The organism is Streptomyces sp. NPDC015144 (assembly GCF_043079735.1).
GTDB lineage: Bacteria > Actinomycetota > Actinomycetes > Streptomycetales > Streptomycetaceae > Streptomyces.
The window spans coordinates 18,633-39,871 of sequence record NZ_JBIBUU010000027.1 but is presented as its reverse complement, the minus strand read 5'-3'; the positions used below and the strand labels follow the sequence as shown (position 1 = coordinate 39,871).

17 protein-coding genes and 5 tRNA genes are annotated in these 21,239 nt (G+C 72.5%); 14 read left to right on the top strand and 8 right to left on the bottom strand.

The features are described from left to right. Positions 1 to 44 precede the first annotated feature (44 nt). Positions 45 to 1,136, bottom strand: a complete 1,092-nt coding sequence (locus ACF08W_RS31945; RefSeq protein ID WP_392281440.1) for a Leu/Phe/Val dehydrogenase — start codon at positions 1,134 to 1,136, stop codon at positions 45 to 47. Between the two features lie 177 nt (positions 1,137 to 1,313). Between ACF08W_RS31945 and ACF08W_RS31940 the strand changes: the two genes are divergently transcribed. After that, a complete protein-coding gene (locus tag ACF08W_RS31940; RefSeq protein WP_385216827.1) occupies positions 1,314 to 2,156 on the top strand; it encodes a hypothetical protein in 843 nt (280 codons plus the stop codon). A 624-nt stretch (positions 2,157 to 2,780) separates the two neighbouring features. Then, positions 2,781 to 2,987 (top strand): developmental transcriptional regulator BldC, encoded by a 207-nt coding sequence (gene bldC / locus ACF08W_RS31935; RefSeq protein WP_003949541.1) that lies wholly within the window; start codon positions 2,781 to 2,783, stop codon positions 2,985 to 2,987. Positions 2,988 to 3,855: 868 nt separating this feature from the next. Here bldC and ACF08W_RS31930 read toward each other — a convergent pair. After that, a tRNA-Asp gene (locus ACF08W_RS31930) sits at positions 3,856 to 3,930 on the bottom strand. A gap of 224 nt (positions 3,931 to 4,154) precedes the next feature. Continuing rightward, complete coding sequence (gene hrpA / locus ACF08W_RS31925) at positions 4,155 to 8,090, bottom strand: ATP-dependent RNA helicase HrpA (RefSeq protein WP_392281439.1); 3,936 nt, start codon at positions 8,088 to 8,090, stop codon at positions 4,155 to 4,157. Positions 8,091 to 8,247: 157 nt separating this feature from the next. Here hrpA and ACF08W_RS31920 point away from each other — a divergent pair, with 157 nt between their 5' ends. From ACF08W_RS31920 to ACF08W_RS31910, 3 genes are read left to right on the top strand one after another with little or no spacing between them, the layout of a single operon-like run. After that, positions 8,248 to 8,781: a hypothetical protein gene (locus ACF08W_RS31920; RefSeq protein ID WP_392281438.1), complete on the top strand. Its 534-nt coding sequence runs from the start codon at positions 8,248 to 8,250 to the stop codon at positions 8,779 to 8,781. 57 nt (positions 8,782 to 8,838) lie between these two features. Beyond that, positions 8,839 to 9,660, top strand: a complete 822-nt coding sequence (locus ACF08W_RS31915) for a DsbA family protein (protein WP_392281437.1) — start codon at positions 8,839 to 8,841, stop codon at positions 9,658 to 9,660. After that, positions 9,657 to 10,508, top strand: a complete 852-nt coding sequence (locus ACF08W_RS31910) for a cytochrome c biogenesis CcdA family protein (RefSeq protein WP_392281436.1) — start codon at positions 9,657 to 9,659, stop codon at positions 10,506 to 10,508. The genes ACF08W_RS31915 and ACF08W_RS31910 overlap by 4 nt, the downstream gene beginning before the upstream one ends. Positions 10,509 to 10,546: 38 nt before the next feature. On the opposite strand, the gene ACF08W_RS31905 is transcribed toward ACF08W_RS31910, so the two are convergent. From ACF08W_RS31905 to ACF08W_RS31890, 4 genes are all read right to left on the bottom strand, one after another. Next, positions 10,547 to 10,623, bottom strand: a tRNA-Phe gene (locus ACF08W_RS31905). A 27-nt stretch (positions 10,624 to 10,650) separates the two neighbouring features. Further along, positions 10,651 to 10,725: transfer RNA gene (locus tag ACF08W_RS31900), tRNA-Asp, on the bottom strand. A gap of 39 nt (positions 10,726 to 10,764) precedes the next feature. After that, positions 10,765 to 10,837 (bottom strand) — tRNA-Glu (locus ACF08W_RS31895). Between the two features lie 157 nt (positions 10,838 to 10,994). Beyond that, positions 10,995 to 11,345 (bottom strand): metallopeptidase family protein, encoded by a 351-nt coding sequence (locus ACF08W_RS31890; RefSeq protein WP_352279773.1) that lies wholly within the window; start codon positions 11,343 to 11,345, stop codon positions 10,995 to 10,997. A 132-nt stretch (positions 11,346 to 11,477) separates the two neighbouring features. Here ACF08W_RS31890 and ACF08W_RS31885 point away from each other — a divergent pair, with 132 nt between their 5' ends. The 6 genes from ACF08W_RS31885 to ACF08W_RS31860 all read left to right on the top strand — a co-directional run bounded on the left by ACF08W_RS31885 (position 11,478) and on the right by ACF08W_RS31860 (position 17,199). Next, on the top strand, positions 11,478 to 12,125 hold the full coding sequence (locus ACF08W_RS31885; protein WP_392281435.1) for a hypothetical protein: 648 nt from the start codon (positions 11,478 to 11,480) through the stop codon (positions 12,123 to 12,125). A gap of 208 nt (positions 12,126 to 12,333) precedes the next feature. Next, positions 12,334 to 14,334, top strand: coding sequence for a DEAD/DEAH box helicase (locus tag ACF08W_RS31880; protein WP_392281434.1), 2,001 nt, complete (start codon positions 12,334 to 12,336; stop codon positions 14,332 to 14,334). Between the two features lie 117 nt (positions 14,335 to 14,451). After that, positions 14,452 to 14,525 (top strand) — tRNA-Lys (locus tag ACF08W_RS31875). Between the two features lie 500 nt (positions 14,526 to 15,025). Beyond that, positions 15,026 to 15,523, top strand: coding sequence for a SigE family RNA polymerase sigma factor (locus tag ACF08W_RS31870; protein ID WP_352279767.1), 498 nt, complete (start codon positions 15,026 to 15,028; stop codon positions 15,521 to 15,523). Next, positions 15,516 to 15,950: a hypothetical protein gene (locus tag ACF08W_RS31865; RefSeq protein ID WP_392281433.1), complete on the top strand. Its 435-nt coding sequence runs from the start codon at positions 15,516 to 15,518 to the stop codon at positions 15,948 to 15,950. Before ACF08W_RS31870 ends, ACF08W_RS31865 begins: the two co-directional genes overlap by 8 nt. Positions 15,951 to 15,981: 31 nt before the next feature. After that, positions 15,982 to 17,199, top strand: coding sequence for a mannosyltransferase family protein (locus ACF08W_RS31860; protein ID WP_392281432.1), 1,218 nt, complete (start codon positions 15,982 to 15,984; stop codon positions 17,197 to 17,199). Here the strand turns inward: ACF08W_RS31860 and ACF08W_RS31855 are convergent. Further along, the gene (locus tag ACF08W_RS31855) at positions 17,127 to 18,779 is read right to left on the bottom strand and encodes a carboxylesterase/lipase family protein (protein ID WP_392281431.1); all 1,653 of its coding nucleotides are present in this window, start codon (positions 18,777 to 18,779) and stop codon (positions 17,127 to 17,129) included. The genes ACF08W_RS31860 and ACF08W_RS31855 overlap by 73 nt on opposite strands. Positions 18,780 to 18,888: 109 nt before the next feature. Between ACF08W_RS31855 and ACF08W_RS31850 the strand changes: the two genes are divergently transcribed. From ACF08W_RS31850 to ACF08W_RS31840, 3 genes are all read left to right on the top strand, one after another. Next, positions 18,889 to 19,461 carry a TetR/AcrR family transcriptional regulator gene (locus ACF08W_RS31850; RefSeq protein WP_352279759.1) on the top strand — a complete coding sequence of 191 codons (573 nt, stop codon included), beginning with the start codon at positions 18,889 to 18,891 and terminating at the stop codon, positions 19,459 to 19,461. Between the two features lie 126 nt (positions 19,462 to 19,587). Then, a complete protein-coding gene (locus ACF08W_RS31845) occupies positions 19,588 to 19,815 on the top strand; it encodes a ferredoxin (protein WP_352279757.1) in 228 nt (75 codons plus the stop codon). Beyond that, complete coding sequence (locus ACF08W_RS31840) at positions 19,805 to 21,199, top strand: NAD(P)/FAD-dependent oxidoreductase (protein WP_392281430.1); 1,395 nt, start codon at positions 19,805 to 19,807, stop codon at positions 21,197 to 21,199. Before ACF08W_RS31845 ends, ACF08W_RS31840 begins: the two co-directional genes overlap by 11 nt. The last annotated feature ends 40 nt before the right edge of the window (positions 21,200 to 21,239 follow it).

Here is a 21,239-nt window from a genome sequence, read left to right as displayed (position 1 = left end):
GTCGCGACATGCGGTGCGGACGCGGGGTGACGCGTCCGGCACCGTCAGCGGCGGCGGGCCTCGGCCATCCGCTGCTCGGCGATCCGGTCGGCCGCCTCGGCCGGCGGGATGCCGTCCTCCTTCGCACGTGCGAATATCGCCAGCGTGGTGTCGTAGATCTTCGACGCCTTGGCGCGGCACCGGTCGAAGTCGAAGCCGTGCAGTTCGTCGGCGACCTGGATGACCCCGCCCGCGTTCACCACGTAGTCGGGCGCGTACAGGATCGACCGGTCGGCGAGGTCCTTCTCCACGCCGGGGTGCGCGAGCTGGTTGTTGGCCGCGCCGCACACCACCTTCGCGGTGAGCACCGGGATGGTCTCGTCGTTCAGCGCGCCGCCCAGTGCGCACGGGGCGTAGATGTCGAGGCCCTCGGTGCGGATCAGCGCGTCGGTGTCGGCGGCGACCGCGACCTCGGGGTGGCGCTCGGTGATCCGGCGCACGGACTCCTCGCGGACGTCGGTGATCACGACCTCCGCTCCGTCCGAGAGCAGGTGCTCGACCAGGTGGTGCCCGACCTTGCCGACGCCGGCGACCCCCACTTTTCGGCCACGCAGCGTCGGGTCGCCCCAGAGGTGCTGGGCGGAGGCCCGCATGCCCTGGAAGACCCCGTAGGAGGTGAGCACCGAGGAGTCGCCGGCGCCGCCGTTCTCCGGCGAGCGGCCGGTGGTCCAGCGGCACTCGCGGGCGACCACGTCCATGTCGGTGACGTACGTGCCGACGTCGCAGGCCGTCACGTAACGCCCGCCGAGCGAGGCCACGAACCGGCCGTAGGCCAGCAGCAGCTCCTCCGACTTGATCCGCTCGGGGTCGCCGATGATGACGGCCTTGCCGCCACCGTGGTCGAGCCCGGCCAGGGCGTTCTTGTACGACATGCCGCGCGCGAGGTTCAGCGCGTCCGCGACGGCCTCCGCCTCGGAGGCGTACGGGTAGAAACGGGTGCCGCCGAGGGCCGGGCCCAGGGCGGTGGAATGGAGGGCGATGACGGCTTTGAGCCCGCTGGCCCGGTCCTGGCAGAGCACGACTTGTTCGTGGCCCCCCTGCTCCGAGTGGAACAGGGTCTGCAGAACGTCGACGGGCGCGCCGGTCACATCGGTCACTGTGGTGACTCCCAAGTACGAAGCGGCGACGACCCTCCTGAAGGTGGGGAGGGCCGCGGTCGGGCCGGCGCACGGCCGGTCCGACCGGGCACGAGCGTATGTCCTGCGGGGACGCGGTTCGGCCGTGGTGCCCGGGATCACCCCCCTGCGGAGTACGCGCGTGACACGATCTGCTGCATGTCGGTGGTGTCTTCGGTACTCGTCCCCTATGCGGCCTATCTCCGGGTGTACGAGCCGCTGGCCGCCTTCCCGGAACCCGAGCGGGCGCACTGGGCGCGGTACGCGGTGCGGCCAGGGACGCCCACGGCCCAGGACGAACTGCGCCGTTCGCTGGCCGACTTGGCGGCCACCCCGCCCGCCGTCGTGCCGGCGCACGAGAGCGGGGACGCGTTCGTCGCGGAGGTCGACGGGGTGGTGTGCGTCTGCCCGTGGCGGACCCGGCTGCGCGGCTGGCTGGCGATGGAGGGGCTGGCCGAGCTGTTCCCCGCGCCGGTGCTCGACACGGTGCTGCCGCCGGTGGTGCGCGGGCAGGCGATGGCGGACCACGAGCGGTGGGCGGAGCGGAATCCGGACGCCCGGCCGTGGATCCGTACCGCGCTGTGGCAGGTGCCGGTGCGGTGGTTCGTGCTCTTCTCCGACGAGGAACGGGAGCACACGGCGGGCGGGGACGGCGCGGTGCCGGTGCTGCGGTACCGGACGCCGATGGTGCAGGCCCGCCGTCGGCTGGCCCGCGGGCTGAAGGCGCTGCGGGAGTCGATGGCGGAGGGCCCGCTGACCGAAGGGCTCGTCGACGTGGGGCGCTGGCTGGAGGAGTTCCATCCGCGGGCGCTGGTCGAGCTGGACTACGGCGGCCTGGTGCACGCGCTCCCGGCGGAGCACCTCGCCGCGGACCGGTCGGCGGCCGACGTGGCGGAGGGCATCGCGGCGCTGCGGGCCGGGGACGCCGAGGCGGCGAGCGAGGCGTACGGGCGGCTGGCCGAGCGCTGGCGCGCGGTGAGGGACCGTCAGTTCGCGAACTGACGGGCGCCGGACGAGCGGCCCGGAGCGGCCTCGCCCGGGCCGTGGGCGGCCCATGGGCGGCCGCGGGCGGGCAACCGAATGGGCCCCTGCCGGGCTGTGGACGGGCCGACATCCGCAGGTGTCGACGTGTTCACTGTGATCAGTGAGGCTGAAGAGGCAGAATCACACTTCTGCGACCGCAGGACCTACGTCCTGAACCGGGCCTTTGGCTCAAGCGTGATGGACGGCACTAAATGGGCTCTTGCGCCGTTCCCCACCCCTCATGCCAAAATAGGACAAGGACCCCGGGGTGGGTTCTCTCCGTCCAACTAAGGGCGGAATGCTCTGCATTGCACGCTATGGGGGGTCTGATGGCTCCTGATCGCTCTGTGACTGATCGTCACTGCGGGGTGACTGTCCGCTATGGCATGGTCCATCGGCTTCCGTCGCTGATGAACACCTGGGAGGGCAATTCCATCGGTTTGGCCGACGTGGCTGGACGGATGGTGTAGTTGTAGTGCCGAGGACAAGCCGTTCGTCCTATAACCGACTCGGCCCGCGTCCGCCATTTCGGGCAACGCGGGTCAAGGTGCAGAATTTAGAGGAAAGAACCGAGATGGTTCGGTTCTCCCGAGGAGGCCGCTCATGACCGCTCGCACCCCTGATGCCGAGCCGCTGCTGACCCCGGCTGAGGTTGCCACGATGTTCCGCGTGGACCCGAAGACGGTTACCCGTTGGGCCAAGGCCGGCAAGCTCACGTCCATCCGCACGCTCGGTGGACACCGCCGGTACCGCGAGGCAGAGGTCCGCGCACTGCTTGCGGGTATCCCGCAGCAGCGCAGCGAGGCCTGACACACCCCCTGCCACGCCGCTACATCCGGGCCCTCCGAGTCCCCCAACTCGTACGGGCCCACCCATAGCTCCACATGACGGGCGCCTGCCCCAACGGGCGCCATACCTGTGAAATACGGGTGCGTCGTTCGATCGCGCTGGACTCCGCCGGGTCCAGCGCGATCTTTTTTGTGCCCGCACGGTCACCGGACACCCCGGGCGCCGGAGCGTCCGCCGAAGGGCCTTCAGGGCCGCCACAGCAAACCGTGCGCCCGGTTTTCGAACGGATCGAGTGCAGGCTTGAGCGAGTCTGTTCGGGAGTGTTCCGGCTCGATCAAGGAGGCCGGGAAGGGCCGCCGGGGATGTTCTCCGGGCACCCTTGCCCAGGCGGTGCAATTGCACATATTAAATTCGCCAGTTGTAGGACGGGTGTAAGGTCCACCCTCCGCAAAACTCATTGAGTGACTCGCGTCACACGGCTAGAGCCCCTGTCGTGTACGAGCCTGCCACCACGAGGAGGCGGATCGAGGAGCCATAGGTCACCGACCCGCAGGACTTTCGTCCTTGACGCGCGGAAGGCCCGCTCCGGGCCCCTGCGGCCGCGTTCGGCGGTTCGGGGCGGAATCCGGCACGGCGGCCCGTCGCGGGCCGCAGAACGAGCCACAGGGGCGCGCGCACAGAATCGCGGGACCACGGACCCGTACCGAGGCCACGTGGAGCGCGCCGGGCGCGGAGGGCGCGGAGGGCTCCCGGAGCACGACGGGTCCGGGACGCGGAAGGTACGCCGGGGGTGGCGGCGCCACCACGGACGCCTGCCCGGTCGGGGCGGCCGAACTTGCGGCCGAACACGCGAAAGCCCGGATCCAGAGGATCCGGGCTTTCGTTACTGCGGTCCTGACGGGATTTGAACCCGCGGCCTCCACCTTGACAGGGTGGCGAGCACTCCAAACTGCTCCACAGGACCAGGTTTTTCGCTTCGGCCTTTCGGCTGGCTGCGAGATCAGACTGTACAGCAGGTCAGAGGGTCAGGTCGAACTCACCGATGGTGGCGGTCCGGTCACGGCCAAAACAGCACGCGCGGTCGGTCCCCAAGCCCGTTCAGAGCCCCTTCCCGCCCCCCGTGACGGCCCCGTTGGCCCCCCTCGACGTCGGCCCCGGCGAAAGCCCCCGGAGCCGCCCCCGACCGGGTCAGGGGGCTGCCGCGTCGATCGCCTTCACGATCCGCTTGTCGGAGACCGGGTAGGCGGTGCCCAGGGCGTGGGCGAAGTAGCTCACCCGCAGCTCCTCGATCATCCAGCGGATCTCCAGGACCTCCTGCGGCACCGGCCTGCCCTGCGGCAGCTGTTCGAGCAGCCAGGCGTACTCGTCCTGCATCTCGTGGACCTTCTCCATGCGCGTGGTGTCGCGCTGGGCGGCGGTCGGCATCTGCTGGAGCCGGCGGTCCACGGCGACCAGATAGCGCATCAGGTCGGGCAGCCTGCGCAGACCGGTCTTCGTGACGAAGCCGGGCGGCATGAGAGCGGCGAGCTGGTCGCGGGCGTCGGCGACGTTGTCGACCAGGACCAGGCTGTTGGTGGCCTTCAGCCGCCGTTCGCAGGACTGCCAGGCGGCCAGCACCTGCTGGACCTGCTTCACCGTGTGCTCGGTCAGCGCGACGAGGTCGGTGCGCACCTTGTCGTACAGCTTCCGGAACGACTCCTCGTCCCAGGCCGGTCCGCCGTGGACGCCGATCAGCCGGTCGGCCGCCGCCGTCGCGCAGTCCTCGAAGAGCGCCTGGACGGAGCCGTGCGGATTACGGGAGAGGGCCAGCTTCTGCTGGTTGGTCAGCTGGTCGGAGACGAACTTGGCCGGGTTCACCGGCACGTTCAGCATGATCAGCTTCCGGGTGCCCAGCCACATCGCCTGCCGCTGCTCGGCCTCGGTGTCGAAGAGCCGTACGGCGACGGTGTCGCCCTGGTCGACCAGGGCCGGGTACGCCTTCACCGGCTGACCGGCCCGGCGGGTCTCGAAGACCTTGTTCAGCGTGCCGATCGTCCAGTCCGTGAGGCCCGAGCGCTCGATCGACTCGCCCGAGGGGCCGGCGGTGGCCGCGGCGGCCTTGGAGAGCGCCTGACGGGCCTTCGGGCGCAGCTGGAGCTTGAGCGCCTCCAGGTCCTTGTCCTCGGCCAGCCTGCGGCGCCGCTCGTCAACGATCCGGAACGTGATCTTCAGGTGGTCCGGCACCCGGTCCAGGTCGAAGTCGTCGGCCGTGACCGGGACGCCGACCATCCGCTGGAGCTCCCGCGCCAGCGTCACCGTCAGCGGCTCCTGGAGCGGTACGGCCCGGTCGAGGAACTTGTCGGCGTAGTTCGGCGCGGGGACGTAGTGGCGGCGGATCGGCTTGGGCAGCGAGCGGATCAGCTCCGTGACCACCTCTTCCCGCAGACCGGGGATCTGCCAGTCGAAGCCCTCGGCGGTGACCTGGTTGAGCACCTGGAGCGGGATGTGGACGGTCACCCCGTCGGCGTCCGCGCCCGGCTCGAACTGGTACGTCACCTTGAACTTGAGCTTCCCCTGGCGCCAGGAGTCCGGGTAGTCGTCCTTGGTGACGGCGCCGGCCTTCTCGTTGATGAGCATCGAGCGCTCGAAGTCCAGCGCGTCCGGCTCGTCCCGGCGCTTGTGCTTCCACCAGGAGTCGAAGTGCGCCCCGGAGACCACGTGCTCGGGGATGCGCTGGTCGTAGAAGTCGAAGAGCGTCTCGTCGTCGACCAGGATGTCGCGGCGGCGGGCGCGGTGCTCCAACTCCTCGACCTCGCCGAGGAGTTTGCGGTTGTCGTGGAAGAACTGGTGGTGCGTCCGCCAGTCGCCCTCGACCAGGGCGTTGCGGATGAACAGGTCGCGGGAGGTCTCGGCGTCGATACGGCCGAAATTGATCTTGCGCTGGGCGATGATCGGCACCCCGTAGAGCGTGACCCGCTCGTACGCCATCACCGCCGCCTGGTCCTTCTCCCAGTGCGGCTCGCTGTAGGTGCGCTTGAGGAGGTGCTGCGCCAGCGGCTCGATCCACTCCGGCTCTACCTTGGCGTTGACCCGGGCCCACAGCCGGGACGTCTCGACCAGTTCGGCCGACATCAGGAACCGGGGCTGCTTCTTGAAGAGCGCCGAGCCCGGGAAGATCGCGAACTTGGCGCTCCGCGCGCCCAGGTACTCGTTCTTCTCGGTGTCCTTCAGCCCGATGTGCGAGAGCAGCCCGGAGAGCAGCGAGACGTGCACCGCCTGCTCCGGCGCGTCCTCCTCGTTCAGGTGGATGCCGAGCTGCTTGGCGACCGTGCGCAGCTGGGAGTAGATGTCCTGCCATTCGCGGATGCGCAGGAAGTTCAGGTACTCCTGCTTGCACATCCGGCGGAAGCTGGAGGAGCCGCGCTCCTTCTGCTGCTCGCGGACGTACCGCCACAGGTTGAGGAACGCCAGGAAGTCGGAGGTCTCGTCCTTGAAGCGGGCGTGCTGCTGGTCGGCCTGGGTCTGCTTCTCGGAGGGCCGCTCGCGCGGGTCCTGGATGGAGAGCGCGGACGCGATGACCATGACCTCGCGGACGCAGCCGTTGCGGTCGGCCTCGATGACCATGCGGGCCAGGCGCGGGTCGACGGGGAGCTGCGAGAGCTTCCGGCCGAGCTCGGTGAGCCGCTGCCCCTTCTTCCCCTCCTGGGGGGACTTCTCCTCCAGGTCCAGCGCGCCGAGCTCCTGGAGGAGCTGGATGCCGTCGCGGATGTTGCGGTGGTCCGGCGGGTCGATGAAGGGGAACTTCTCGATGTCGCCGAGCCCGGCCGCGATCATCTGGAGGATGACGGAGGCGAGGTTGGTACGGAGGATCTCCGGGTCGGTGAACTCCGGCCGGGTCAGGAAGTCGTCCTCCGAGTACAGCCGGATGCAGATCCCGTCCGACGTACGGCCGCAGCGGCCCTTGCGCTGGTTGGCGCTGGCCTGCGAGATCCGCTCGATCGGCAGCCGCTGGACCTTGGTGCGGTGGCTGTAACGGGAGATGCGGGCGGTGCCCGGGTCGATCACGTACTTGATGCCGGGGACGGTCAGCGAGGTCTCGGCGACGTTGGTCGCGAGCACGATCCGCCGCCCGGTGTGGCGCTGGAACACCCGGTGCTGCTCGGCGTGCGAGAGCCGGGCGTACAGCGGGAGCACCTCGGTGTGCCGGAGGTTCCGCTTGTTCAGCGCGTCGGCGGTGTCCCGGATCTCGCGCTCGCCGGAGAGGAAGACCAGGACGTCGCCGGGGCCCTCGGACTGGAGCTCGTCGACGGCGTCGCAGATCGCGGTGATCTGGTCCCGGTCGGCGTCGTCGCCGTCCTCCTCCAGGAGCGGGCGGTAGCGCACCTCGACCGGGTACGTACGTCCGCTGACCTCGACGATCGGGGCGTCACCGAAATGGCGGGCGAACCGCTCGGGGTCGATCGTCGCGGAGGTGATGACGACCTTCAGGTCCGGGCGCCTGGGCAGCAGCCGGGCCAGGTAACCGAGGAGGAAGTCGATGTTGAGCGAGCGCTCGTGCGCCTCGTCGATGATGATCGTGTCGTAGGCGCGCAGCTCGCGGTCGGTCTGGATCTCCGCGAGGAGGATGCCGTCCGTCATCAGCTTCACGAACGTCGCGTCGGGGTTCACCTGGTCGGTGAAGCGGACCTTCCAGCCGACCGCCTCGCCCAGCGGCGTGTTCAGCTCGTCGGCGATGCGCTCGGCGACCGTACGGGCCGCGATCCGGCGCGGCTGGGTGTGGCCGATCATGCCCCGGACGCCGCGCCCCAGCTCCATGCAGATCTTCGGGATCTGCGTGGTCTTGCCGGAGCCGGTCTCCCCGGCGACGATCACGACCTGGTGGTCGCGTATCGCTTCGAGGATCTCGTCCTTCTTCTGACTGACCGGAAGCTGTTCCGGGTACGACACGGCCGGCACCCGGGCGGCGCGCAGCGAGAGCCGCTCGGCCGCCTTGCCGGCCTCGGCGGCGATCTCGTCCAGCACGGCCTGCCGGGCCTCGGGCTTGCGGATGCGGCGCGCCCCTTCGAGACGGCGGCCGAGCCGGTGCGCGTCGCGGAGCGGGATCTCTCCGAGCCGGTTCTGGAGATCAGCGAAGGAAGTAGACATACGGAGCCCAGGATCTCACCCGGGCGCGAGGAACGGCGAACGCATTTCGTGCGGTCCGGGTCACCTCCGGGCACCGCTCGGAGCGGCCGGATCACAGCACGTACCATTTCGGGCAGCTGACCACCCGTCGAGGAGCCGAGGAAAGGCCGGTCGTGCCGTGTCCCGTACGCAGTGGTGCTGCCTGACGGCGGTGCTCGCGGTCGTACTGGGGCTGTTCTGCGGACCGGGCAGGGCCGACGCCGGGACCACCACCGCACCGGCCGTGGCGGGCATGACGGTCCTGGCGACCGCGCACCCGGCGGGCCCGGACGTCCGGGCGGCCGCGCACCTGACGGAGCCGGACGTCCGCGTGGCCACGCGCTCGATGGGCCCGGCTGCCCCCGTGGCCGCGCACCTGGCAGGCCCGGACGTCCAGGTAGCCGCATACCCGACTGCCCCGGATGCCCCCGTGGCCGCGCCGGACTCCGACCGGCGCCCGGCGCCCGGCTGCGGCCGGACCAGGAAGCACGACGACACCCCCGCCCTCCCCGGCCGGTCCCATTCCGCGTACGACCAGGTGCCCGGCCTCGCCGGATGGGGGCTGCCCGTCGCCGTCGGGGAGGCCGCGGCCCGTCCGCCCGCCCGACTGGGGCAGCGCGCCCCCGTGGCCGCCGCCCCCACCCCCGTAGAGCTCTCCGTGCTGAGGGTGTAGGAGACCACCTCCTCCGCCTCCTCCTTCTCTTCCGCATCCACCAGCCCGGAGTCACGCATGCCCAAGTCCCCGTCCCCCTCCTCCGCCCCTTCCGCGTCCCCGTCCGCGCGCAGGGCCTCGTTCCGGAAGCCGGTGCTCTACGGCACCGGGGTCGTCCTCGCCGCCGCCCTGCTCGGCTTCGTCTCCTACCGGGCCACCGCCCCCGACCAGCAGCGCTCCGGCTCCGCCGCGGTCGCCGACGCCAGCGCCGAGCCGGACGCCGGCGTCTACCCGGAGCTGGAGAAGCTCGCCCGCCGCGACGCCGGCGACAAGCTCGCGCAGGGCCGCGCCGACGCACCCGTCGTCCTGATCGAGTACGCCGACTTCAAGTGCGGCTACTGCGCTAAGTTCGCCCGCGACACCGAGCCCGCCCTGGTGAAGAAGTACGTCGAGAACGGCACCCTGCGCATCGAGTGGCGCAACTTCCCGATCTTCGGCTCCGAGTCCGAGGCCGCCGCCCGCGCCGCCTGGGCCGCCGGGCAGCAGGGCCGGTTCTGGCAGTTCCACGCCGCCGCGTACGCCGAGGGGGCCAAGGAGAAGGGCTTCGGCAAGGACCGGCTCAAGGCCCTCGCCCGCGAGGCCGGGGTCGCGGACCTCGACCGCTTCGCCCGCGACGCGGACGGCGACGCCGCCTCCGCCGCCGTGGCGAAGGACCAGGAGCAGGGATACGGGATCGGCGCGACCTCCACCCCGTCGTTCCTGGTCAACGGCCGCCCGATCGCCGGGGCCCAGCCCATGGAGACCTTCACCTCGGCCATCGAGGCCGCCGCCGAGAAGGCCCGCGCACGGCAGGACGCGAAGGACTCCCCGGCGCGCGGCGCCTCGGAGGGCGCCAAGTGACCGCGGACATCGGCTACTTCGCCGCCTTCCTCGGCGGGCTGCTCGCCCTGGTCAGCCCGTGCAGCGCGCTGCTGCTGCCCGCCTTCTTCGCCTACTCCGTGGACTCCACCTCGCGGCTGCTGGCCCGCACCGGCATCTTCTACGCCGGGCTGGCCACCACCCTGGTCCCGCTCGGCGCGGCGGGCTCGTTCGCCGGGCGGCTCTTCTACCGGCACCGGGACGCCCTCGTCCTCGGCGCCGGCTGGCTGATCATCGCGCTGGGCGTCGCCCAGATCGTCGGCCTGGGCTTCGCCTCCCGCCGGATCGCCGCCCTCAGCGGCCGCATCCGCCCCACCACCGCCCTGTCGGTCTACGCCCTGGGGGCGGTCTACGGGCTGGCCGGCTTCTGCGCGGGGCCGATCCTCGGCTCCGTCCTGACCGTGGCGGCGGTCAGCGGCAGCCCGGTCTACGGCGGGCTGCTGCTCGCCGTCTACGCGCTGGGCATGGCGGTGCCGCTCTTCGTGCTCGCGCTGCTCTGGGAACGCTTCGACCTGGGCCGCCGGGCCTGGCTGCGCGGCCGGTCCTTCCGGGTCGGCCGCTTCGAGCTGCACACCACGACCCTGCTGTCCGGGCTCTTCTTCATCGCTCTCGGCACGCTGTTCCTCGCGTACGACGGAACGACCGCGCTGCCCGGACTGCTGGACGTGGACGACTCGTTCGCCGTGGAGCAGTGGGCCCAGCGCATCGGTGAACGGGTCCCGGACGCCATGGCCCTGGTGGCCGTGGTCGCGGTGGTACTGGTGGTTCTCGCGGTACGGGCGTGGCGCGGCCGGGGCGGCGTGGACACGGCGGACCGGGAGGAGGTCTGACACGGCGAAGGCCCCGTCCATCGGACGGGGCCTTCGGGTGGTGGCTGGGGCCGGGATCGAACCGGCGACCTATCGCTTTTCAGGCGATCGCTCGTACCAACTGAGCTACCCAGCCACGCAGTTCGCCGAGGCGATCTGCAAGCGGTCCTGACGGGATTTGAACCCGCGGCCTCCACCTTGACAGGGTGGCGAGCACTCCAAACTGCTCCACAGGACCAAGCTAATGTGCGAGACAAGTCTCGCACACGGTAAAGCGTGCCCCCAACGGGATTCGAACCCGTGCTACCGCCTTGAAAGGGCGGCGTCCTGGGCCACTAGACGATGAGGGCTAAGGGCCCACCTGCGCGCTTTCCAGCGCGTCGGGGACGTGAGAAGCATATGGGATGGCGGCGGCTATCGCCAAAACGGTTTACGGCGAGGGCGCGAAGGCGACGCGGACCCGCCCGGGGACCGGGTGCCGGGGGCGGGTCCGCCGCCGGTCACCGGTCAGCCCCAGCCCAGCTCGTGGAGGCGCTCGTCGTCGATGCCGAAGTGGTGGGCGATCTCGTGGACCACGGTCACGGCGACCTCGTGGACCACCTCGTCCGGCGTCTCGCACATGCGCAGCGTCGGGCCCTTGTAGATCGAGATGCGGTCCGGGAGGACCCCGGCGTACCACTCACCCCGTTCGGTGAGCGGAGTCCCCTCGTAGAGGCCCAGCAGCTCGGGGTCGTCGGCGGGCGGCTCGTCCTCGACGAAGACCGCCACGTTGTCCATGATCCGCGTCAGCTCGGGCGGGATCGTGTCCAGGGCGTCGGCCACCAGCTCTTCGAAGGCTTCTCGCGTCATCTCCAGCACACGGCCCATTCTCCGCGAGCGATGACGGTTCCGGGTGGGGCGTGTCTCCGGCGGGGTGGCAGGAGTTGGGCACGGCGCCCGCCCTCTTCCTGCCCGCTCCCCTGTTCCGTACGTACCCCGGAGGTACTTTCCGTGCGCCAGCTGCCCGTACCCGCCCGTTGGGCGGCCGTCGTCGCCGTGACGGTCGCCGCGTCCACCGGCTGCATGAGCGTCGGGGAGGGCGGCGCCGAACCCTCGCCGTCCCCCTCGCCGTCGCCGTCACCTTCGGCCGGGCACGGCGGGAGCGCGGCCCGGCCGGACGGCGGCACGGTGGCGGGCGCCGGGCGGGTCCGGGCCGTCGGCGGCGCCCAGGCGCACTCCGAGCGGGACGGCGCGCACTCCCCGGAGCCCGGCAAGGCCGCCGCCTCCCCGGCCGCGCCGGGCGTGCCCCCCGGCGCGGACACGGGTACGGCGACGGGGGCGGGTGGCGCGGGCGAGCCGCCCCGGGGCGCGCCGGCCCCGCCCCCGCCCTCGAAGCCCGGGCCCGTCGTGCCGCAGGAGCCGGAGCCCCCGGAGTCCTCCGGACCGAAGGACCCCGAGCCGCCGGCCTCCACCGACCCGGAGCCGCCCGGGACACCGCCGCTGCCGTCCGCCTCGCCCGCGGCGTGGCTCCACGGCGGGGTGCCGGGCTTCGAGCCGGAGCCGGCGACGGCGCGGACTCCCGGGGTCCCGTCCAAGGTCCCGCCCGGACCATCACCCCAGGAGGAGCCCGGGGCGGGGCCTCGGACGGAGCCGGTGTAGCGCAGGTCACGGAAGGCCGGTTTGCGCGATGTGGGGAGGAGTGCGTATGGTAGTAGATCGTTTGATCCCATTGCCCGGCGCCGAAACAGAAGCGCGCCGTGTGGCGCGTACTCTCCCTTGCCGTGGCTGGACCGCATTGAGGCGGTCGAAATTGCGAATCACGGAGTTACGGGCGCGTGCCGAGACTCCGGAAGGTTTCGCATTTCGCATGTCAATTTCCAGTTCTGACCGTACCGTCCTGCCCGAGAACGTCGAGAACGACGAGAACGTCGTCGCCGCCCTCGCGGACGTCGAGAACGTCGCGAACGAGGCCGAGCAGGCCGAGCAGATCGAGCAGATCGAGCAGATCGAGAGCACCGAGAACGCCGAGCGCGTCGAGTCTGCCGAGCAGGCCGCGAGCGACGACGCCGAGGACGCTCCGGCCGAGCCGTCCATCACCTTCGCCGACCTGGGCCTGCCCGAGGGCATCGTCCGCAAGCTCGCGCAGAACGGTGTGACGGCCCCGTTCCCGATCCAGGCCGCGACCATCCCGGACGCCCTGGCCGGCAAGGACATCCTGGGCCGTGGCCGTACCGGCTCCGGCAAGACGCTCTCCTTCGGTCTGCCGACCCTGGCCGCGCTGGCCGACGGGCACACCGAGAAGAAGAAGCCCCGCGCCGTCATCCTCACCCCGACCCGCGAGCTCGCGATGCAGGTCGCGGACGCGCTCCAGCCGTACGGCGACGTGCTCGGCCTGCGGATGAAGGTCGTCTGCGGCGGTACGTCGATGGGCAACCAGATCTACGCGCTGGAGCGCGGTGTCGACGTCCTCGTCGCCACCCCGGGCCGGCTGCGCGACATCATCAACCGGGGCGCCTGCTCCCTGGAGAACGTCCAGGTCGCCGTCCTCGACGAGGCCGACCAGATGTCCGACCTGGGCTTCCTGCCCGAGGTCACCGAGCTGCTCGACCAGATCCCGGCCGGCGGCCAGCGGATGCTCTTCTCCGCCACGATGGAGAACGAGATCGGCACGCTGGTCAAGCGCTACCTGGACAACCCGGTGAGCCACGAGGTCGACAGCGCCCAGGGCAACGTCACGACCATGACCCACCACGTCCTCGTCGTGAAGCCGAAGGACAAGGCGCCGGTCACCTCCGCCATCGCCGCCCGCAAGGGCCGCACCATCATCTTCGTCCGCACCCAGCTGGGCGCCGACCGCATCGCCGAGCAGCTCGTCGAGGCGGGCGTCAAGGCGGACGCGCTGCACGGCGGCATGACGCAGGGCGCCCGTACCCGGGTCCTCGCGGACTTCAAGGACGGTTACGTCAACGCGCTCGTCGCGACCGACGTCGCCGCCCGCGGTATCCACGTCGACGGCATCGACCTGGTGCTGAACGTGGACCCGGCCGGTGACCACAAGGACTACCTGCACCGCTCGGGCCGTACCGCGCGGGCCGGCAAGTCCGGCGTCGTGGTCTCGCTGGCGCTGCCGCACCAGCGCCGTCAGATCTTCCGCCTGATGGAGGACGCGGGCGTCGACGCCTCGCGTCACATCGTGGGCGGCGCGGGCGCCTTCGACCCGGAGGTCGCCGAGATCACCGGTGCCCGTTCGCTGACCGAGGTCCAGGCCGACTCCGCCGCCAACGCCGCCCGTCAGGCCGAGCGCGAGGTCGCCGAGCTGACGAAGCAGCTGGAGCGCGTCCAGCGTCGCGCCGGTGAGCTGCGCGACGAGGCGGACCGCCTGGTGGCCCGGGCCGCGCGCGAGCGGGGCGAGGACCCCGAGGCCGCGGTGGCCGAGGCCGCCGCCGAGGCGGAGGCCGCGATCGAGGCCGCCGTCTCCGTGCCGGAGCAGCCCACGGCCCGCGAGGACCGCCGGGACGACCGGGGCAACTTCGAGCGTCGGGACAACCGGGGCGGCGACCGCGGTGGCGACCGTGGCGGCTTCCGCCGCGACGACCGCCGGGACGACCGCCCGTCGTTCAACCGCGACCGTCGTGACGACCGCCCCTCCGGCGGCTTCCGCCGCGACGACCGCCCGTCCGGTGGCTACCGCTCCGGCGGCGGCGACCGCCCGTTCAACCGCGACCGCCGCGACGACCGCCCCTCCGGCGGCTACCGCTCCGGCGGCGGCGACCGCCCGACCGGCCGCCGCGACGACTACCGGGGCGGCTCCAACAGCGGCTCCTTCGGCCGCCGCGACGACAAGCCCCGTTGGAAGCGCAACGGCTGACGCCTGAGCCCGAGGATCCGCCGAGGATCCCCGATTTTCCGCCCTGCCGGGGCCCGATGACCGATACCCGATCGGCCACCGGGCCCCGGCGGGCTATGCTCAGGGGTGATCGGTCAGGGGCCGTTAGCTCAATTGGTCAGAGCAGCGGACTTTTAATCCGTTGGTTGTGGGTTCGAGTCCCACACGGCCTACCGCCGGCAGCGGTGGGCGTGAGCCCGAACCGTACGAAGCGCCCCACCTGGTTCCGACCAGGTGGGGCGCTTCTGTGTGGGGCGGCACTGGTACTCGGCGGGCGAGGGCGGGGGCCGGCCCCTCCGGCGACTCGACGGCCGGGGACTTCCCGACACCGTTCGTGCCCAGGAGCGCGGGCAACCCGCTTGGCCGGACGGTGAAGCTGACGCCCCGTACGGCATCGAAGACACCCTGGCCCGCACCGGCGCCGGACGCAGCTGACTCGGCGCGGGTCCTGAGCGACGTGGGCGTCGTCCAGGGCGACGAGGTGCTGCGGCGGATCGGCCAGAGCGGTGGGCCGGAAGGTGGTGACGCGAGGGCGGACGGGGAGTCGCGGTGGTCCTTGGGTCCGGGGTGGTGTGATCACGGTCACCCGGTTTTTTTCCGGATCCGTGTCGTCCGGATGGTGGGGGCCGGGCGTATGCGGGGTGAGATCCGGGAGAGCCAGGAGTTGTGATCGTTGACCGTCGAGGAGTTCGAAGAGTTCTACGCGCAGACGGCTGCCCGGCTGACCGGGCAGTTGTTCGTGATGCTCGGCGATCAGCACGAGGCGCAGGACGTGGTGCAGGAGGCCTTCGTCAAGGGGTGGAGCCGGCGGCGCCAGCTCGATCGTGACGGGCAGCCGGAGGCGTGGATCCGTACGGTCGCGTGGCGGCTGGCGGTGAGCCGGTGGCGGGGGCGGCGGCGGGCGGCCGAGGCGTGGTCGCGCCGGGGGGCGCCGCCGCACGCGGAGCCGCCGGGGCCGGAGTCGGTGGCGCTGGTGGAGGCGTTGCGGGGGCTGCCGCCCAAGCAGCGACGGACGCTGGCGCTGCACTACGTCTGCGATCTGACCGTCGAGCAGATCGCCCTGGAGACCGGCCTGGCGGCCAGCACCGTCAAGACGCATCTGGCCCGGGGCCGGGCCTCGCTCTCGCACCGTCTGCACGATCCGCGTACCGAGGAGGGGCCCTGTGTCTGATCCCCACGACCCGCTGAGGTCCTTGTTCAAGGAGGCGGCCGAGGCCGGGCAGTCCCGTGCGCGGTCGGCGCCGGTCTCGTACATCACCGCGCGCGGTGACCGGGTGCGGCGGCGCCGGATGGTGGGGCTGGCCGTCGGGGCCTGTCTGGTCCTGTCGGGTGCGGGGGCGGCGGTGGTCCCGCTGCTGCCGAGCGGTCCGGGCAGGACCGTTCCGGCCACCACGCCCTCGCCGTCCCCGTCGCCCTCGATGCCCACGCCGTCGACGTCCTCGCCCGCCGCTCCGGAGACCACGGAGCCGCCCCGGACCGGGGCGACGAAGACCGCTCCGCCGAGCACCAGCCCGCCCACGCGGGCGCCCTCGACCCGGGAGAGCCCGACGGGGACACCGGACACTCCCAGTCGGAGCGTCACGTCCCCGCCGTCGTGAACCACCCGTCCCCGAGCGCGGGAGAGCTGCCGTGAGTCTTCTGAACCCGCCCCGGCGGGATGTACGGCCGGCCACCCCGGCGGCGGGGCGGGCGGCGGCGCGTGTGCCGTGGCCGGGGGCGGCGGACCGTGAGGTGCTGTGGCTGTACCTGCTGACCCGGGTGGGGATCTGGACCACCGCGTACTGCACCCGGTGGCTGTTCGCCGACGACGGCAAGGCCCGGTACGCCGGTTCGTTCTTCTCGTCGTGGCAGCGCTGGGACTGGTGGCACTACCTGCACATAGCCCAGTCCGGGTACTTCCCCGACGGGCGGGGGCCGTGGAGCGCGGGGTGGGACAACCGGGAGGCGTTCTTCCCCGGTTTCCCGTTCCTGCTGCGGGCCGTGCACACCGTCGTGCCGAGCTGGCCCGCCGCCGGGGCGCTGATCTCGTTCGTCGCCGGGGGTGTCGCCGTGCTCGCGCTGGGCCGGATCGCCCGGTCGTACGCGCCGCGGCCGGAGCGGGGCGGAGCGGCGGGGTCGCGGGCGGCGCTGTTCTTCCTGCTGTCGCCGTGCGCGGTGTTCCTGGCCGCCGGGTACACCGAGGCGCTCTTCCTCGCCTTCGCGCTGCCCGCCTGGCTGGCCGCCCGGCGCCAGGAGTGGGCGCGGGCGGCCGTCCTCGTCTGCCTGGCCACCACGGTCCGGGTCAGCGGGCTCTTCCTCGCCGCGGCCCTGGCCGTCCACTTCCTGACGACCGCCCGCGCCCCCGGCCACTGGTGGCGGGCGCCCTGGCTGGCACTGCCCGCCCTGCCGCCGCTGCTCCAGAGCTGGTACCTGCACGCGCACACCGGCGACTGGATGGCCTGGAAGCACGCGGAGGAGCGGGGCTGGTACCGCGACTTCCACACCCCCTGGGAGGCGTGGCAGAACACCTGGCACGCCGCCTTCGGGCACGCCCAGTCCCTCGGGTACGCCCTGATGTGCCAGGCCGAACTGCTCACCATGGTGGTCGGGCTGGTGCTGTGCGGGGTGCTGCTGCGGCGGCGGCGCTGGGCGGAGGCGGCGTACATCGCGCTCAGTCTGTGGGCGCTGGGCACCTCGTACTGGTACACCTCGCTGCCCCGCGCGACCCTGCTGTGGTGGCCGCTGTGGGCCGGTCTCGCGGCCTGGAGCCTGCGCAGGCCCCGGGTGACGACCGCCTACCTCGCGGTGGTGGCGCCGCTCTCGACGGTCGTCGCGGTGACCTTCCTGTCCGGGCGCTGGGCGGGCTGAGCCGTACCGGTTCCGGTGCGGGGCGCGGTCCTCGTCCAGAAGCGGTACTGGTGGTCCCGGACGAAGTCCGCGCGGCCCCAGTCGGTGGACGACAGGGTCTGGACGTGCCCCTCCGTGCCCCGGAAGGCGGGCCAGTCGGTGCGGCCCGAGGCCGCGAACCCGGTCCAGGTGCGGATCAGCCGGTCGCGGAAGGCGGCCTGACCGGCCTTCACGTCCTCGAACAGGTCCAGGTCGAAGAGGTACGCCAGCTCCGACATGTGCTGGGCGCGCGGCGCGAAGCTCGGCGCCGGGTAGCCCTCGAACCAGGGGGTGTCGCGCTCGGCGAACTCGTACGCCCGGGTCGGGGTCCACCGGGACAGCAGCCGGGCCGTGTCCAGCGTCGGCACCGACCAGGACGCGTCGGTCAGGACGGTGGCCAGGGCCTCGCCCGCCGAGGGCCGGGCGGAGAGCGGGTAGCGGCGCAGGACGGCCCCGGCCCGGTCGCCGAACGCCTCGCGCACGGCGGGCTCGTACTCCTCGGGCCTCATCGGCGCGCCGCCCGGGGCCAGTTCCCGGCCCAGGACGCTGCCGCGTTCCTCGTCGTGATCGACGCCGACGAGGACGGGCACCCGGTGGAAGCGGCCGGTGCGCAGCGCCTCGGCGGGGGTCAGCGGCATGAGCTCCGTACCGGCGACGGGGCGGGGTTCGTTGAACGGGCCGTACGCCGCGAGCAGTTCGGCCGGGGTGGCCCGGCGCAGGCAGGCCTCGGTGGCCCGGCGGCCGCCCTCGCAGCCGAGCGCGGCGGCGATCCGGCGGGCGTCGGCGTCGGCCTCGGCCCGGGTCCGGGTGCCGCCGGTGGCGCAGGGGGCGCTCTGCACGACGGCCCGGTCGAAGAGACCGGCCGAGGCGGGTGAGGCGAGGTGGTCGCAGACGCTGTAGCCGCCGCCCGACTGCCCCATGACCGTGACGTTGCGCGCGTCGCCGCCGAAGGAGTCCGCGTTGGCGCGGACCCAGCGCAGCGCCGCCTGCTGGTCCTGGAGACCGAGGCCGTCCGCCCCGGCGACAGCGGTGGAGCTGAGGAAGCCCATCACCCCCAGCCGGTAGTTGACCGAGACGACGACGGCTCCCGCCGAGGCCAGCCGGTCGGGGCCGTACATGTCGCCGCTGCCGTACATCAGGCTGCCGCCGTGGATCCAGACGATCACCGGCAGCCGGCCGTCGGCGTGGGCGGGGGCGGTGACGTTCAGGTAGAGGCAGTCCTCGTTCTCGCTGGGCGTGCCGACCGGGAGGCCGGCCGGCTGGGCGCACGGGGCGCCGGGCCGGGTCGTGTCGCGCACCCCGGTCCAGGGGGCGGGCGGCCGGGGCGGGGTCCAGCGCAGCCGGCCCACCGGCGGGGCGGCGTAGGGGATGCCCCGGAAGCTGTTCAGCTCCCCGCTCCGGGTGCCGCGGACGGTGCCCGCGGTCGTGTCGACGACGGTGCCGGTGCTGTTCGCGCGCGGCGTTCCGGCCGCCGCGGCTTCGGGAGTGGTCAGGCCGAGGGCCAGTCCCCCGAGCGCCAGCGCGGTGACCAGCCACTGGGAAACGCTCCTGGTGTGTCTCATGCCGGAGCACGCTAGACAGATTTGGGCGATCGCGCAATGCGTTCGCCTGAATCAATCGCCTTATACGTACGTGTGATGCGTTCGCCTCAGGCGGTGTAGGCTGCCGGGCATGGGGAACCGTGAAGCCCTGCTCGTCGGCGCCAAGCAGTGCCTGCGGGAGAAGGGCTACGACCGCAGCACCGTCCGGGACATCGCCACCGCGGCGGGCGTGAGCATGGCCGCGATCGGCTACCACTACGGCTCGCGCGAAGCCCTGCTCAACCAGGCCCTGTTCGAGATCCTCGACGAGTGGGGCGACTCCATGGGCCGGGCCCTGGCCCGGGACGCCGACGGGTCCGCGCAGCGCGCGTTCGAGCGGATCTGGGAGAACCTGATCGCCGACTGCACCGCCCACCCCGATCTGTGGACGGCCTCGGTGGAGCTGTTCATGCAGGCCCGGCGGAGGCCCGAGCTGCGCGCCCCGCTCGCCGCCGGCATGGCCGAGGGCCGTCGCGGGATGGCGGCGATCCTGCGGAGCGAGCCGGAGGACGCGGTGCCGCAGGAGTCGGTACGGACCCTCGGCAGCGTGCAGCTCGCCCTGATGTCGGGCGTGATGATCCAGCACCTGGGCGACCCGGAGTCGGCACCGTCCGCCGCCGAGGTGCTCCAAGGGCTGCGCGCGCTGGCCGACCTCGCGCGCTGACGCCCGCGTCCGCGCGCGCCGATACCCCCGTTCGTTCGGGTGATGACCCCAGTGGTCCGCCCGTGGTCGCGCTTCCGGGACCCGCCTCGCAGCCTGGGCGGAGGAACTACCGGAAGGGCGGGGCCGATGCGGCTTGTCGTCGATCTCAACCGGTGCCAGGGGTACGCGCAGTGCGCCTTCCTGGCCCCCGATGTGTTCACCATGCACGGCGAGGAGGCGCTGCTCTACCACCCGTACGCCGAGGAGTCCCGGCGCGAGCAGGTGCGGCGGGCCGTCGCCGCCTGTCCGGTGCAGGCCATCCGGGTGGAGTACCCGGAGGCCCGGGAGGCCGAGGAGGCGTCCGGTGTCCGGTGACGAGGCGCTGGAGCGGCTGAGGCGCGAGGGACGGATCGTGATCGTCGGCGCCTCGCTGGCCGGGCTGCGGGCGGCGGAGGCCCTCCGGAACGAGGGGTTCACCGGGTCGCTGACGCTGATCGGTGACGAGCCGCACGAGCCGTACGACCGCCCGCCGCTCTCCAAGCAGGTGCTGCTGGACCACGCCTCGCCGGACCACACCGAGCTGCCCCGGCAGCCCGGCCTCGACGCGGACTGGCGCCTGGGCACCGCCGCCACCGGCCTCGACCTGGCGGCCCGCCGGGTCCGGCTGGCCGACGGCGACGACGTCCCCTACGACCGGCTGCTGATCACCACCGGGGTACGGGCCCGGCCCTGGCCGCACCGGGCCGAGGCCGAGCTGGACGGGGTCTTCGTCCTGCGCACCCGGGACGACGCGGCCCGGCTGCGCAGACGGCTGGCGGCCTCGCCGCGCCGGGTCCTCGTCATCGGCGCGGGCTTCACCGGTTCGGAGATCGCCTCGGCCTGCCGGGAGCGCGGACTCCCGGTGACCGTCGCCGAGCGCGGGGCGGCGCCCCTGGTCGGCGCGCTCGGCGGGGTGGTCGGCCGGGTCGCGGCGGAGCTCCAGCGGGCCCACGGGGTGGACCTGCGCTGCGGGATCATGGTCACCGGTCTGGAGGGCGACCCGGCGGGACGGCTGCGCCGCGCCCACCTCTCCGACGGCACCGCCCTGGACATCGACGTCGCCGTCATCGCGCTGGGCGCGACCCGGAACACCGAGTGGCTGGCCGGATCCGGGCTGGCCGCCGGTCCGCGCGGCATCGCCTGCGACGCCGGGTGCCGGGCCTTCGACGTACGGGGCATCGTGACCGACGACGTCTTCGTCGCCGGGGACGTCGCCCGCTCGCCGCACGCCCTCTTCGGATACCAGTTCCTCTCCCTGGAGCACTGGGGCAACGCCGTCGAGCAGGCCGCCACCGCGGCGCACAACATGATCAGCGGCAGCTCCGAGCGCCGCCCGCACCTGTGGGTACCGGCCTTCTGGTCCGCCCAGTTCGGCGTCAACATCAAGTCGGTCGGCGTCCCCTCGCTGGGCGAGGAGATCATCGTCGCCCAGGGCTCACTCGCCGACCACCGCTTCACCGGGGTCTACGGCTATCAGGGCCGGGTCATCGCCGCGGTCTCCTTCGACCAGACGAAGTGGCTGGGCTTCTACGAGCAGCAGATCCGCTCGGCCGCCCCGTTCCCGCCGGACTACGCCTCGGTCGACCGGCGCCTCGAAGGGCTCCAGCCGGTCCCGGCCGAGTTCCCGGACCCCTCGCTGCCCACCCACGGGCCGTCCGTGACCGTCAGCGGCTACGCGCCGACCGAGCAGCGGATCACCTTCACCCCCGCCCGCGCCTGACCACCCGAACCGGCGCCGCACCGGCCCCGCGCCGGCCCAC

Bases quoted from the DNA above. Each gene is read 5' to 3' on its own strand.
- ACF08W_RS31855 (WP_392281431.1), bottom strand. From the start codon at position 18,779: ATGAGACACACCAGGAGCGTTTCCCAGTGGCTGGTCACCGCGCTGGCG.
- ACF08W_RS31850 (WP_352279759.1), top strand. From the start codon at position 18,889: ATGGGGAACCGTGAAGCCCTGCTCGTCGGCGCCAAGCAGTGCCTGCGG.
- bldC (WP_003949541.1), top strand. From the start codon at position 2,781: ATGACCGCTCGCACCCCTGATGCCGAGCCGCTGCTGACCCCGGCTGAG.
- ACF08W_RS31845 (WP_352279757.1), top strand. From the start codon at position 19,588: ATGCGGCTTGTCGTCGATCTCAACCGGTGCCAGGGGTACGCGCAGTGC.
- ACF08W_RS31940 (WP_385216827.1), top strand. From the start codon at position 1,314: ATGTCGGTGGTGTCTTCGGTACTCGTCCCCTATGCGGCCTATCTCCGG.
- ACF08W_RS31880 (WP_392281434.1), top strand. From the start codon at position 12,334: ATGTCAATTTCCAGTTCTGACCGTACCGTCCTGCCCGAGAACGTCGAG.
- hrpA (WP_392281439.1), bottom strand. From the start codon at position 8,090: ATGTCTACTTCCTTCGCTGATCTCCAGAACCGGCTCGGAGAGATCCCG.
- ACF08W_RS31915 (WP_392281437.1), top strand. From the start codon at position 8,839: ATGCCCAAGTCCCCGTCCCCCTCCTCCGCCCCTTCCGCGTCCCCGTCC.